Source organism: Lactobacillus sp. N54.MGS-719 (assembly GCF_000980505.1).
GTDB classification, from domain to species: Bacteria; Bacillota; Bacilli; order Lactobacillales; family Lactobacillaceae; genus Lactobacillus; species Lactobacillus amylovorus.
In genome coordinates this window covers 24,907-38,552 of the sequence record NZ_LARO01000002.1, presented here as the reverse complement: position 1 = coordinate 38,552, position 13,646 = coordinate 24,907, and the positions used below count along the sequence as shown (strand labels likewise).

The 13,646-nt window shown below is 38.1% G+C and carries 14 protein-coding genes and 1 pseudogene; 7 read left to right on the top strand and 8 right to left on the bottom strand.

The window, feature by feature from the left end; translation table 11 throughout:
* Positions 1-114: 114 nt before the first annotated feature.
* From dtd to prmA, 4 genes are read right to left on the bottom strand one after another with little or no spacing between them, the layout of a single operon-like run.
* The gene (gene dtd, locus WS44_RS00555; protein ID WP_013641812.1) at positions 115-552 is read right to left on the bottom strand and encodes a D-aminoacyl-tRNA deacylase; all 438 of its coding nucleotides are present in this window, start codon (positions 550-552) and stop codon (positions 115-117) included.
* Positions 552-2,792 (bottom strand): bifunctional (p)ppGpp synthetase/guanosine-3',5'-bis(diphosphate) 3'-pyrophosphohydrolase, encoded by a 2,241-nt coding sequence (locus WS44_RS00550; protein ID WP_046432497.1) that lies wholly within the window; start codon positions 2,790-2,792, stop codon positions 552-554. The genes dtd and WS44_RS00550 overlap by 1 nt, the downstream gene beginning before the upstream one ends.
* Positions 2,793-2,806: 14 nt before the next feature.
* Positions 2,807-3,169 carry a hypothetical protein gene (locus WS44_RS00545; protein ID WP_013437742.1) on the bottom strand — a complete coding sequence of 121 codons (363 nt, stop codon included), beginning with the start codon at positions 3,167-3,169 and terminating at the stop codon, positions 2,807-2,809.
* Between the two features lie 55 nt (positions 3,170-3,224).
* Positions 3,225-4,169 carry a 50S ribosomal protein L11 methyltransferase gene (gene prmA, locus WS44_RS00540; RefSeq protein ID WP_013641810.1) on the bottom strand — a complete coding sequence of 315 codons (945 nt, stop codon included), beginning with the start codon at positions 4,167-4,169 and terminating at the stop codon, positions 3,225-3,227.
* A 62-nt stretch (positions 4,170-4,231) separates the two neighbouring features.
* Between prmA and ybaK the strand changes: the two genes are divergently transcribed.
* Both ybaK and WS44_RS00530 read left to right on the top strand, forming a co-directional pair.
* The gene (gene ybaK / locus WS44_RS00535; protein WP_013437740.1) at positions 4,232-4,741 is read left to right on the top strand and encodes a Cys-tRNA(Pro) deacylase; all 510 of its coding nucleotides are present in this window, start codon (positions 4,232-4,234) and stop codon (positions 4,739-4,741) included.
* Between the two features lie 431 nt (positions 4,742-5,172).
* Positions 5,173-5,634 carry a hypothetical protein gene (locus WS44_RS00530; protein ID WP_205838287.1) on the top strand — a complete coding sequence of 154 codons (462 nt, stop codon included), beginning with the start codon at positions 5,173-5,175 and terminating at the stop codon, positions 5,632-5,634.
* Between the two features lie 94 nt (positions 5,635-5,728).
* Here the strand turns inward: WS44_RS00530 and WS44_RS00525 are convergent, their stop codons facing one another.
* Positions 5,729-7,075 carry a threonine/serine exporter family protein gene (locus tag WS44_RS00525; RefSeq protein ID WP_046432494.1) on the bottom strand — a complete coding sequence of 449 codons (1,347 nt, stop codon included), beginning with the start codon at positions 7,073-7,075 and terminating at the stop codon, positions 5,729-5,731.
* A 188-nt stretch (positions 7,076-7,263) separates the two neighbouring features.
* Between WS44_RS00525 and WS44_RS00520 the strand changes: the two genes are divergently transcribed.
* Positions 7,264-8,202 carry a sugar-binding domain-containing protein gene (locus tag WS44_RS00520; RefSeq protein ID WP_046432491.1) on the top strand — a complete coding sequence of 313 codons (939 nt, stop codon included), beginning with the start codon at positions 7,264-7,266 and terminating at the stop codon, positions 8,200-8,202.
* A gap of 15 nt (positions 8,203-8,217) precedes the next feature.
* Entirely contained in the window at positions 8,218-8,550 is a 333-nt protein-coding gene (locus WS44_RS00515) for a hypothetical protein (RefSeq protein WP_046432488.1), read from the top strand.
* Positions 8,551-8,834: 284 nt separating this feature from the next.
* Here the strand turns inward: WS44_RS00515 and WS44_RS00510 are convergent, their stop codons facing one another.
* The gene (locus WS44_RS00510) at positions 8,835-9,215 is read right to left on the bottom strand and encodes a DUF1828 domain-containing protein (protein ID WP_046432485.1); all 381 of its coding nucleotides are present in this window, start codon (positions 9,213-9,215) and stop codon (positions 8,835-8,837) included.
* 3 nt (positions 9,216-9,218) lie between these two features.
* Positions 9,219-10,289: pseudogene (locus WS44_RS00505) on the bottom strand (FAD:protein FMN transferase).
* A gap of 119 nt (positions 10,290-10,408) precedes the next feature.
* Here WS44_RS00505 and WS44_RS00500 point away from each other — a divergent pair.
* Entirely contained in the window at positions 10,409-10,660 is a 252-nt protein-coding gene (locus WS44_RS00500) for a hypothetical protein (protein ID WP_248616412.1), read from the top strand.
* A 239-nt stretch (positions 10,661-10,899) separates the two neighbouring features.
* Here the strand turns inward: WS44_RS00500 and WS44_RS00495 are convergent, their stop codons facing one another.
* Entirely contained in the window at positions 10,900-11,172 is a 273-nt protein-coding gene (locus WS44_RS00495; RefSeq protein ID WP_288145666.1) for a hypothetical protein, read from the bottom strand.
* Between the two features lie 204 nt (positions 11,173-11,376).
* On the opposite strand from WS44_RS00495, the gene WS44_RS00490 reads away from it, so the two are divergent.
* Positions 11,377-11,934 carry an ECF-type riboflavin transporter substrate-binding protein gene (locus WS44_RS00490; RefSeq protein WP_013641803.1) on the top strand — a complete coding sequence of 186 codons (558 nt, stop codon included), beginning with the start codon at positions 11,377-11,379 and terminating at the stop codon, positions 11,932-11,934.
* Between the two features lie 11 nt (positions 11,935-11,945).
* A complete protein-coding gene (locus WS44_RS00485) occupies positions 11,946-13,646 on the top strand; it encodes an ABC transporter ATP-binding protein (protein WP_013641802.1) in 1,701 nt (566 codons plus the stop codon).

Genomic DNA, 13,646 nt, shown 5'->3' with positions numbered 1-13,646 from the left:
CAATGAGCAGTCTCTTTAAATAGATCTTTGCTAATCTTCATTCTTTGTCATCGATAATTCTTTTTTAGCTTATATTTTTATTGTATTAAAGTCAACCTTTGAAAGCGATTTTCTCTAAAGATCTAACACAATTGTGAATGGACCATCGTTTTCTAAGCTAACTTGCATGTCGGCGCCAAATTCACCAGTCTCAACATGGAAGCCATCTTGCTCAAGCTCATGATTGAAATCTTCCCAAAGTTCTTTGGACTTTGGTGGACGCATTGCTTCAACAAAACTAGGGCGATTACCCTTCTTAGTATTAGCAAGCAAAGTAAATTGACTAACGCTCAAAATTTCACCATGTACATCTTTTAAAGACAAATTAGTTTTACCATCTTCATCTTCAAAAATACGCATTTTGGCAACCTTATCGGCTGCCTTTTTGACTACGGGAAGTTCATCCCCTTCTTTAATACCAACTAGTAGCAAAAATCCTTTGCCAATCTTGCCAACTGTCTCGCCAGCAATATCGACTTGCGCATGATTGACTCTTTGAATTACAACTCGCATTAATTATCTGACCTCTTTGTTTCATAAACATCTGGAATATCACGCAATTTGCTCAAGATTTCATCAAGCTGGTTAGCATTCTTAACCGCAACTGTGACATAAATATGAGCAATATTGTCTTCGTTAACCTTACCAGAAATATTATTGATGTTCTTGGTAAGTGAGTTCAACTTGTTAATGACGTCGCTAAGCAAGTTTGAACGGTTGTAGCCAAAGATTTCGATATTGGCATTGAATGATTGAACACTGTTTTCTTCAACATTCTCCCATTCAACATCAATCAAACGCCCTTGTTCTTCAGCTTCCTTGGTAATGTTGCGGCAATCGGTACGGTGAATAGTAACACCACGGCCCTTAGTAACATAACCGATAATCTTATCACCAGGAACTGGGTTACAGCACTTAGCCAAGTGAAGCATTAAGTCACTGACGCCTTGAATCATGACGCCATTCTTATGCTTAACCTTCATGACAGAATTTGAATTCTTCTTTGGCTGCTCTTCTTGAACAGATTGCTGACCAGAATTCAAAATCTTCTCTTCGAGTTCCTTTTGCTTTTGTTTCTCGTCTTCACGACGCAAGTCAACGGTCAAACGGTTAACAACGGCTTGAGCTGACAAATCGCCAAAACCAACTGCGGCATACAATTCTTCTTCAGTATGGTAATTGAAGTGGTCCAATAATCTTTCAATGTGCTCTTTATCCATGAAGTCTTTAGGAGCAAGTCCTTCTTCACGAATCATATTGGCTACCATTTGTTCACCGTGATTGATGCTTTCTTCACGGTCTTGTCCTCTGAAGTAGCGGCGAATCTTGTTGCGTGCTCTTGAGGTCTTAACCATGTCGGCCCAGTCACGAGATGGTGTGGCATTAGTTTGCGTCATAATTTCAATGACGTCACCATTTCTCAACTTGTAGTCAAGTGGCACCAACTTATTGTTAACCTTGGCACCAACTGCATGACTTCCTACTTGGGTATGAATTGCGTACGCAAAGTCCAAAGTTACAGAGCCCTTTGGCAATTCGTAAACTTCGCCCTTTGGCGTGAAGACGTAAACACGGTCAGAGAAGATATCACTCTTAACTGACTTCATAAATTCGCCGGCGTCCTTGGTTTCATCCTTCAATTCAAGGATTTCACGAACCATGTCTAGCTTTTTACCTGATGAAGTAGCTTCAACCCCATTGAAGTTGCCACGCTTATATGCCCAGTGGGCAGCAACACCGTATTCAGCAACTTGGTGCATAGCTTCAGTTCTGATTTGAATTTCAAGTGGACGACCGCCGGGTCCAATGATGGTAGTGTGAAGTGATTGATAGCCGTTTACCTTTGGCATAGCAATGTAGTCCTTGAAACGTCCTGGCATTGGCTTCCATTCGGTATGAACGGCACCCAAAACTGCGTAACAATCACGGACATTTTTAACAATTACACGAACAGCCAGCAAGTCATAGATCTCATCGAAGTCCTTGTGCTTATTCACCATCTTCTTGTAGATGGAGTAAATATGCTTTGGACGACCGTAAATTTCGTACTTGATGCCTAATTCATCTAAAGTTTTCTTAAGCGTTTTGATCGTATCAGCAATGTACTTTTCACGTTGACTTCTCTTAACATCCATCAAGTTAACAATACGGTAGTAAGCTTCAGGATTTAAGTAGTGGAAACTCATATCTTCCAGCTCCCACTTGATCGTCCCGATACCTAAACGATCGGCCAGCGGAGCATAAATATCCATGGTTTCTGAAGCAATTCTGCGTTGTTTGTCTGGACGCAGGTGCTGCAATGTGTGCATGTTGTGCAAACGGTCAGCCAATTTAACCATGATTACCCGCAGGTCCTTAGCCATCGCAATCAACATTTTACGGTGATTTTCAGCCAAAAATTCTTGGTGTGACTTATATTCGTACTTGTTTAACTTGGTTACGCCATCAACAATAAAAGCAACGTCTTCGCCAAATTTTTCTTTCAATTCATCATTGGTTACTGGCGTGTCTTCAACAGTATCGTGCAAAAATCCTGCAGCCACTGTATCTGGATCAAGGCCTAAGGTTGCAAGCGTTCCGGCAACTTGTGTAGGGTGAATAATATAAGGTTGGCCAGATGCCCTTTTTTGTCCAGCATGAGCTTTATTGGCAAACTCATATGCTTTCTCTACAAAAGCTACTTGCTTATCATTCATATATTTTTTGCAGGCATCAATTACCTGATCATGAGTCATTTCAACATATTTGGACATTAAGGTCATCCCCTCTAACGGTAAATATTTTTATTCAGTAGTCCGAAGAGTTCGATTATTAGATAAATCAAACCAAACATTAAATTATACAGAGCAAATTTTGGCAAAATCGCTAAATCGAACACGACTGGCATCAATATTAACCACCATCTGCTTAAGTTCAAACGACTGATTAAACTGCCTAAATGATAGGCAATCACGCCATTAATGATGAAAAACAGCAAACCAACTCTAAAAACTATTGGCAAACGGCATATACTGAAAATGTATGGCAAAATTGCCACCAAAATACTCCACCAGACAAGCGGCATCCATGCATGGGCATTTAACTTCTTGATTACTGAAATTTCTTTTATCTTATCCCCAATTTTTTTCATTAAAAATTTGTGCCTCTCATCAAAGTTTAATTTAATTGATAATATTTTACCACGTTTATTTTTCTTTTCTAGTAATAGCTAACCCAATCCAGCGACCTTGTCTCATGGTCAAGTCAATTTTAAAACCATTCTCATCTAAGGCTTTTTCAATCTTAGGCAATTGTAAGTAATCAATACCTGAGAAGATGATTTGACCACCATCATTTAAGTGAGCATCCATTTGTGGAATTAAGTCGAGCAAGATTTCAGCTAAAATGTTAGCTACAATAATATCGAATTTACCCTTAACATCAGCAAGCAAACTAGTCTTTTGTACGCGAATGTTGGTTAAATCATTCAAAGCTGAGTTTTGTTTAGCTGCAGTCATTGATTCATCTGAAATATCGGTAGCTAAAACATCGGTTGCGCCAAGCTTGGAAGCAGCAATAGCCAAAATACCAGAACCAGTACCTACATCAACTACGCTCATTGGCTTAATCATGGCACGTTCAAGTCCCATCATAGCTAGTTGCGTAGTTTTGTGGTTACCTGTACCAAAGGCAAGACCTGGATCAAGCTTGATCAATTGTTGATCGCTAAAGGCAGGCTTGTAGTCTTCCCATTCAGGTACAATAGCCAAGTGTCTTGAAAAGTCGATTACGTGGTAATACTTTTGCCAAGCAGTGTTCCAGTCTTGATCCTTGATATAAGAAGTAGTGATCTTACCTTCACCGATGTTTAAGCCATAACCTGCAAGTTCCTTGAGCTTAGCTTGGAATTTCCTAACAAGTTCATCTTTATCAGCTTCTTCATCAAAGTAGGCATAGAAATAGGTGTCCTTAGGCAAATCTTTGATGTCGTCCATCTCAACGACAGTCGAATCATGAAGCCAACCGGCTTGTTCAAAGTCGCTGCGCTTTCTTGATTCAATGCCGAGTGCATTTAAGTTGTCTTGAGCATAAACGCCTAAAGCATCTTCTACTTCATGACTTGTGTCAATTTTAATAATAAGTAACTTCATTAATATATAAACTCCTTTGGGATTTTCTTTGAGCAATGCTATCATGGTTAAAGGTGATAAATATGTCAAAGAAGAAAAATAAAAAGAATAAACTTGAGAAAACATTAGTCGAAAAAATATTAGACCAACATAAGGTCAAGTATCGTCAAGCCGAATTTGCGGTCACCAAAGATAAAGGTGGAGTTGCGCAAATGGACACCTCTATTCTAAGGGACAAAGAGCAATTCGTCTACAAGACCTTGGTATGTGAAGGAAATAAAACCGGCCCACTTGTCGGAGTTGTACCAGTTACTGAACATTTAAGCATGAAAAAACTTGCTAAGGTTTCTGGAAATAAGAAATGTGAAATGCTTCCTTTAAAGAAACTAGAAAAGACAACGGGTTACGTTCATGGTGCTAATACTCCTATTGGTATTCACTTTACGCACCACTTCCCTATCTATCTAGATAACACAATGAAGGAAACAGACGAAGTTGGTGTTTCAAGTGGCAAACTTGGACGCAGTGTTTTCTTAAATCCAGAAGACTTGGCCAAAGTTACAGAAGCTAAGTTTGCTGATCTGCTTGAATAAAAACGCTTACAATTTATTCAGTCATTGGACGATTTTTATGTTACACTTAATTTATGCCACATTTATAGAAGTAACATATATAGAGGAAGATGACTGAAATGAATATTTTATTGGGTATCATTGGTTTTACAGTTGCAATGATTGCCGCTTTCGTGGTAACCGCATTAGCAATCGCAAAATAAACAACGACTAAAATAATATTTATATTTAAAAAGGAGTAATTTTATATTGCTTCTTTTTTATATACTTATATAAAATCGCTGTTATTTTATATTATTAAATGAAATCCCTACCAATCTGTAATCATAGCTATAGCTATGCCCATATACTTCTATAAGATTTTTTGTATTTTTTGTGTAACTTTGTTATTTAAGAATATTATTGTAAAGGTGTTATAAAAAATCTTAATTTCCAAGAAAGGTTTAAATATTATGGAACATAAAAATGATTTAGATTTTAATGCCAAACTTTACGGTAAAAAATTTGGTTTTCGTAAATTGTCAGCTGGCCTAGCTGCAGTAGCACTTATTACTACATTTTTCTTAAGCAATAGTCACCTTGTTCACGCAGACGAAAATAATGCATCTCAGCAAACTACTGAAGTTAAAGAAAATGCTCAAACAGTAGATTCCGATCAACAAAATATTTATAGTTACTTAACTACTCATCCAGATGAACAAACAGCTTTTGAGGATTATCTAAAAGCTCATTCAAATTCATCTGACTTCTCTGTTGATCAATCAAGTGACGGTTCTTTTCATGTTCCTTCTAATGGTCAAAATGACACTTCTTATAGTAGACACGCCTACTTCATTCAAGTTGACGCCGCGGTTGAAAATCCCAGAAATTCACCAGTAATGAACTCGCTGCATCTGCGCAATTTCAATCGCTGAAGGAGTAAGATTTTCTTGACTAGTAATAAAATAATGCATTTCTCTTTCCTCATTTAGCAAAAAAAGGACGAGCCACATGGTTCGTCCTTAAATATTAATCTGCATGTCTCCACTTCTTGTCAGTCAAGATACGAGCAGCAAGAAGTCCTAAAGGCAAAGCAATCACGATCATTAATGCTTCAGTAATCCAGAAGGCACCAATGTTGATGTTGGTAATCCCAAAATTGAATACTGCACGATACATGTATAGTCCTGGAACCATAATTACGATTGATGGAACCGTAATCGCAATTCTTGGAAAACCAACCTTTTGTCGTACAACACTTGCCAAAAGTCCAGCCAGTAGCGCACCGATAAAGGCTGCCAAAGCTGGAGCCATGTAAGCGTAGTCGACTAAACTCAAACGAAGCGTATTAGCCATCGCACCAATAATCGCTGCTGTTGCCGCCATATTTGGTCGACTGTTGAACATAATCGAGAAGCCGAATACCCCACAAAAGCTGGCAATCAAACGCAAGAATGTTAACATGCCTGGATCGATCTTAAGCTTAAGCATAGAACCTGGATGGAGATTCAAAACAGTAGCTACCGCCCAACCAGCCATGGTCGCAATCGTAATGATCAAAATTGCATAAGTAAGTCGTTCAAGTCCTGAACGCATATCCAGTTTGGACATGTCGAGTCCTGACGTAATGAATGGGAATCCCGGAATAACAAACAGCATGGCGCCAATATAACCATAGGCATGGTGGTGATCCAAGTGAAAGAGTAGCGTACCTAAATTGAAGCAGGCAAAGTAAACTACGCAGGCTACCGCAACTGCAACTGCAATTTTGGCTACCAAAGTGATTTTCCGTTTACCCATAAGTGAACGGACATAGTTACCGACTCCCGCGCCAAAAAAGGCACAAATAACTTCTGGCAAGCCGCCACCTAACAAGAAAATAAATCCAGCACAAGCAAGACCAGAACTTAACCCAGCAATCACAGAAGAATAAGCCGACTTTTGATTTGCAATTTCACGCAAACGTTTATGAATTTGACCAATAGTCCATTGTCCATCACCAGCTTCGAATTGGCGGACAAATTTCTCCAACTCATTCAACTTGGTCATATTTACACTAGTAGCTGGCAAAGACAAGGTTTGCGAGTATGATTCATTATCAACGTCAAAGCAAGTATATTCAATCGATACCAAACCAATATCCGTTGAACAAGTGATGCCGAGCGTTCTTGCGATTGTGTCCATTGAATCACGCACACGCCAAGCTCCTGTACCGCAGCTTAAAAGCATGATGCCAACTCTACCTACAATCGAAGCTTTTTCAACTAGGGTTGCATCTTGGGCCAGTGTATCATCATCACTCTTGAAGAACTCTTCCCATAGAATTTTCATATGGTGCTTTTCAGATAAATGATGTTCTTGTTCCTTTTCATTCATTGATATGATTACTTTCCTCTATCCTTGATTTTTAGCAAAATTATAGCTCTTTTATTCTACCACAGGATTTTTATCAAGTCCGGCATAAAATTTTATATTTTTAAAAATAAGTACTCCTTTTTTATTACTTTAAACTTATAATATTTTTTAGAGAGTAAGACAAATAGACATAAAGGAAGAAATTTAAAGTGGCACAATTAACAGATGAACAATTAGCCGATATTGCTCATGATTTTTATTTAAGCAAATTAAACATTGGCGAGATTTCACAAAAATACAATTTATCACGCTACTTAATTACTAAGGCGCTGGATGATGCCGAAATGCGCGGTATTGTTAAAATTCAAATTACCCAAGGCGTCAAACGCAATCAGTTATTAGAGCGCGAATTTCAGAAGAAATTTGGTTTAAAAGAAGTCTTCATCTTGCACTGCTATGAAGATAAGGAAGACGATAGTGAAGCTGTCATCAACTTTGCCTCTAAACAAATCGAAAACTACTTACAAAATACTAAGATAGCTGGAGTTAGTTGGGGGGCAACCATGCGCGGCATAATCAATGATTTTTCTGAAGGAACTTTGACTAAGCTTTACTTCGTGCAGCTTTTAGGTCAACCAATCAACGCTAACAGACGTAAGAATCCATTAGCTCAAGAAGCGGCTGACAGTTTGCATGCACACAGTTTAAATCTGCCTGCACCACTATATATCATTAATCCTAAGATCATTCCTATTTTAAGAACTGAACCATACTTCAAGATAATTGAAAACTGCTACCATGATCTTGAATTGTTGTTTACTGGCTTAGGAAACTTTGATTCTTTCAGAACTAACCAATTCTTACTTACTAACTACGGACCAAAATTATTTAAAGATATCCCTCAAGATAAAGTGGCAGGCATGATAATGGGCCGTCCTTACGATATCAATGGCAACTTCTTTCCTTCCATTGAAAAGCATATCTGTGGTATTTCAATGAAGGATATCATGAAAACACCAATTCGTTTTTGCGTTGTAAGCAATCGCTTTAAGTCAGAGGCCTTGCTTGGAGCACTTCGTAGCGGTATTATCACTCACTTGGTAATCAACGATGCTATCGCAGAGCGAGTACTGCAACATGAAGACTAATTTTTGGAGGAAAAAATGAAAAAAACTAAATTCGACCTATGGATCGGGGCCATTAACCTGTTTAACTGCCTCTTATTCATCGCTTCATGGTTCGCTATTTTCGGCGCAAGTTTCACCACTAGAATGGCGATGTTCTACTACCTATTTGCTTGGGCCGGCGTAATTATTAATGCTATTGCCATTGTTCAAGCACATAATTTAAAAATTTCCATGATTGGACCAATATTAGGCGTGGTTGGTAATGCTCTTTATGGCTTTACCGCTGTCCTGGCTTTGCCTGCCGTAATCATCAACATTATTTCTGCTTTCTTTATTTTTATGCAACACGATAATAAGAAAAAAGCTTAAAAAATGCCGCAACAAAAGTTGCGGCTTTTCTTAAGCTTTTTATTGTAAGCGGTTTACAACGGCAGTGAGGTGATATATAAGGAGTTTTGAACTGAATCTTGTATTCCAGATGTAGAAAGCATGATGAACTTAAATGAGACTGTTGCTAATTTTGATTTAAATGGGCAAAAGCCGGAAGATGTTAATGTAGAAAGGATCCCTGCTAATGATTAATGATGTCCGAAGAAAACTGAAGATAAAAATACATCCCTGAACTACTAAAACTGGAGTTTAGGGATGTATTTTTAGCCTAAATATGAAATCGCTACTTGTAATTGTGCTAATTTCATCGCAGCTTGAGCAACATTTTTGCGATCAACATCGACATAAATTTCAAAGTGCTCATCGTCAAATTGATAACCTGATCCTAAAGCAATTTCTCTTGCCGTATCATTTAGTTCTACGTCTTCATCATTAGGGTCAAGCTTGAATAAAATCCGACCGCCGTCACTAACACGACAATGATCTTCTGCTTCGTCTACCCAGACATAAACCGTATCACCATAAGCATCAATCATCATTGTGGCAATTTGCATCGTATGATCATCTACCCAAATAACATTGGTATTTGCAGCTACATAATCACCGATTTCTCTGCTTAATGCCTTTGTCTCTTCTTGTTTCATTTTTCACCTCGTCTTGATCTGAGCTAACTTGTAGCCTGAATCCTTAAACAGCTTGAATTTATTCTTCAAACCACTAGTTACATAAACTTTCTTATCCTTAGTGATAAAAATTGCGTCGGTACCCCTCTTTTGTTCAATGTACTGGTAGCCTTTTTCCAGTCCTTTATCAAAGGTAGCAGTTGAAAGTGCATCCCCATCAACCAAATTCTTGGTCACAATAGAAACGCCCATCAAATTATTTTGGAAAGGATAACCAGTCTTAGGATCCATCAAATGACTATAAACGGTCTTGCCAACCTTCAAGTAACGTTTATAAATACCTGAGGTAACAATTGTCTTATTCATTTCTGGGATAGAACCAATAGCGGTACCACGACTCTTCTTAGGACCTGAATACCGACCGTCCAATTACTGTGGTTAGTTGGTGAAGGACCTAATACATATACATTACCACCTAGATCAATAATTGCACTTGTTACACCATCTTTAACCAAAATTTTTTTAACTTGGTCGGTAATATAGCCCTTGGCAATTCCGCCTAGGTCTAGTTTCATATTCTTTTTAGTTAAATAAACGGTGCATTTTGCATCATTGAACTTAACATTACGATAGTTAACTAGTGGCAAGCGAGCATCAATTTGCTTTTACGTTGGCTTATGGGCATCTGGAAAACCGATCCGCCATAAACTAGTAATTGGCCCAATTGCCATGGCAAAGGATTCATCCGAATTTTGACTGTAGTAATATGCTTTCTTGCATAAATCATAAACATCAGCGGAAACTTTGACCGGCTTCAGCAATAATCTTATCAACTTCACTGCCCTTTTGGTTAATAGTGATCTCATCGGCTAGTTTTTTAATACGAGCCAAACCATCATCTAGCGCTGCACTCTTATTCTTGTTATTAACCTTGATCGTACAAACAGTACCCATAAAAAATTGCGTGTCTTCAGTCGGCTTAGTGGTTAGGTTAATTGTACTTTTATTTTGCGTCTTACTCTTCGTGCTGCATCCCGTAACTACAGAAAGAAGCATTACTAAAAGCAAGAATACAACAGGTAATTTTCTTTTCAATTTTAAATCTCCAATAAAAAAGAGTAGCTTTCATACTACCTTTTTGAGCAGCGTTCAACAATTGTGATACATAGGTAATGAAGTCGTTTGAAGATTCAGTAGCACCTGAAACTACTTGAATGCCGTTTACGTTAGCGCCGTTAGCCTTAAATTCTTTGCTTAAAGTATCAATGATGACTTCTTTGCACGAAGTTGCTGCAGATCGTGTTGATCCTAGCGCACTTAAGTACGACTTACAAAGACTGTTTTCACGTAGAAAGCATGTTGATGTAGTTACAGATGAAGTTACCAAGATTGACCAAAAGTCTAAAAAGGTTATCGGTAAAAACGGCGAATATCCATATGATTATGCAGTTTTAGCATGGCGATAATCCATGACATTATTAATACCTGTTACCATGTTGTCCTGAATCATTTCAGCAAAAAAGAAAACCAAGGCATTTTGCCCCTAAATAATAGAAAATAAACGCTGCTTCTAGCGCATAAGCATATAGGGAAAGAATGGATGTTTTGATATCAACAAATTTAAAATGCTTTTTTAGTGACATTCTCTTTTTTTCAAAAATAAGTAGCCTGATTCAACGAACCAGACTACTTCTAACCAAACCAATTAAGCTTTTTTCGTCTTTTTAGTAATTCCTGCAATAGCTTGGAAGACAACCCAAACAATGTAGAAGTAAAATACATAAACTAAGCCAGCGATATCGAGTTGCTTCGAAGCAAACCAGTACCATTGGTTGTCTTGTGAACTATAAATCCAGTATAAAATACCCAATGCAATTAAGCCTAAAGCATTGATAATGGCAAAGATCCATAAGTTGCCGTTCTCATACTTTGCTAATGACCAAGCACATGCTGCAACTACAACACACCAATAAAACACCGTTGCGAACATTCTTCTAACCCTTTTTCATTCATATAGTTCTGTTTTAACATAATGTGAAAAGTGTAACTTATTTTATTATAAATTATTCTAAAATATTCAAATTAAATAACTTTTATGTGAATAATCTGAAAAAGCATCCCGCCTTGACAGTAACCGCTTTCTAATTATACCTTTTACCTATACTAATTTTTGGAGAAATTTATGAAAACTAGAGGCTTATCAGTTAAAAACGTTGTAGCGATCGGAATTGGTTCGGCTATCTATGTCATTTTAGCCCGTTTTACTTCAATTCCTACGCCTATTCCTAACACCAATATTGAACTCGTCTTCCCTTTTCTTGCCCTACTTGCGGCAATCTATGGCGCTAAAGTTGGCTTTGCAGTAGGTTTTATTGGTCATGCTTTATCTGACTTTATTATGTATGGACAAACTTGGTGGAGCTGGGTTCTAGCCACAGGAATCTTCGGTTTGATAATTGGGCTTTCCAGAAAACCATTGGATCTTAAAAACGGCATTTTTGGTTTTAAACAAATTATTTTCTTTAATATCGTGCAAATTCTGGCTAACGCTATCGCCTGGATTGCTGTTGCACCAGTCGGCGATATTCTGATTTACAGTGAACCTGCCAATAAGGTATTCGTGCAGGGCATCAGCGCAACGATCTCTAACGGAATTACTATCATGATTGTGGGTACACTGCTACTTAAAGCATACGCGGGAACCAAAATCAAAAAAGGCAGTTTGCGCAAAGAAGATTAGAAAGGCGTTTTATGACCCAACCAATTATCTCATTCAAGAATTTTACATTTAAATATGATAGTCAGGCATTTCCAACGCTGAAAAATATTAACTTAGATATTAATAAAGGCGAAAAGATTCTCATTGCCGGACCATCAGGTAGTGGTAAATCAACGATTGGTCGCTGTCTTAACGGCTTGATTCCTAATATCGATACAGGTGATATCGAAGGTGAATGCCTGGTTGACGGTAAAAATATCCAGAATACTAATTTATTCGATTTATCTTTTACTACTTCAACTATTTTGCAAGATACTGACAGTCAGTTTATTGGATTAACCGTTGGGGAGGACATTGCTTTTGCTTTGGAAAATGACTGCAAGCCGCAAAACAAGATTCGTCAAACGGTACATCGCTGGGCTGATGAGCTTAATATTTCGCACTTATTAAAACAATCACCCCAGAATTTATCAGGCGGGCAAAAACAAATTGTGGCTTTAGCAGGTGTCTTAATTGATGAATCACCTATTCTGCTTTTTGATGAGCCATTAGCCAACCTGGATCCTGCTTCTGGCGTTAAAACAATGGCCTTAATTGATCAAATTCAAAAGGAATTAAATGCCACGGTAATCATCATCGAACACCGCGTTGAAGAAGTGATGCGTCAATCACTTGATCGTATTATTTTAATTAATGATGGTGAAATCGTTGCTGATAAAAAGCCGAATGATCTTTTACACGAAAACAGATTAGAAGACATTGGCGTTAGAAGTCCGCTTTATTTAAAGGCGTTGGAAAAAGCCAATATTGATATTGCCAACATCCCTGACTTAACTTCCGTTGTAGCTCTGCCCGATGAACCCGAAATCGGTCATCAATTGCAAGACTGGGTTAATCACAGCATACTGGAAGGTGAAAAAGAAGAGACTACTCCTTTGCTTGAATTAAAAGGCGTTGGTCACCGCTACAACAAATTGCAGGTTAATCCATTGCACGATGTCACAGCTACCATCAACAAAGGCGACTTTGTTTCAATCGTTGGTCAAAATGGTGCTGGTAAAACTACCCTTTGCCGTATTATCTGTGGCTTCATCTCAAACGAAGGACGCGTTCTTTTTAACGGTGATGACTTAGCCTCACTCTCAATCAAAGAACGTTCAGAAAAAATTGGCTACGTCATGCAAGATCCTAATCAAATGATCTCCCAAAAGATGATCTTTGACGAAGTCGCATTGGGTTTACGTTTGCGCAACTATAATAAGGAAGCAATCAAAGAAAAAGTCTATCATGCGCTAAAGATTTGTGGCCTCTACCCTTACCGTAACTGGCCTATTTCTGCTTTAAGTTTCGGTCAAAAAAAGCGTGTGACAATTGCTGCAATTCTGGTGCTTGAACCTGATCTGCTTATCTTGGATGAACCAACTGCAGGACAAGATTGGAAGACTTACACTGAGATCATGAGCTTCTTAAATCAACTTAATGAGCAAGGCAAAACGATCATGATTATCACTCACGACATGTACCTCATGATGGAATACACCAATCGCTCACTTGCTTTTGCGGATGGTGAATTAATTGCAGATACTCTGCCAATCAAGCTTTTAACTGAAAAGAGCTTAATCAGAAAGGCAGCTTTAAAGCGAACCAGCTTATATGATTTAGCTAAAAAATATCAGTTAAGGGATCCTGACGCATTCGTTCGCTCATACATCAATTCAGAAAGGAACAAGTAA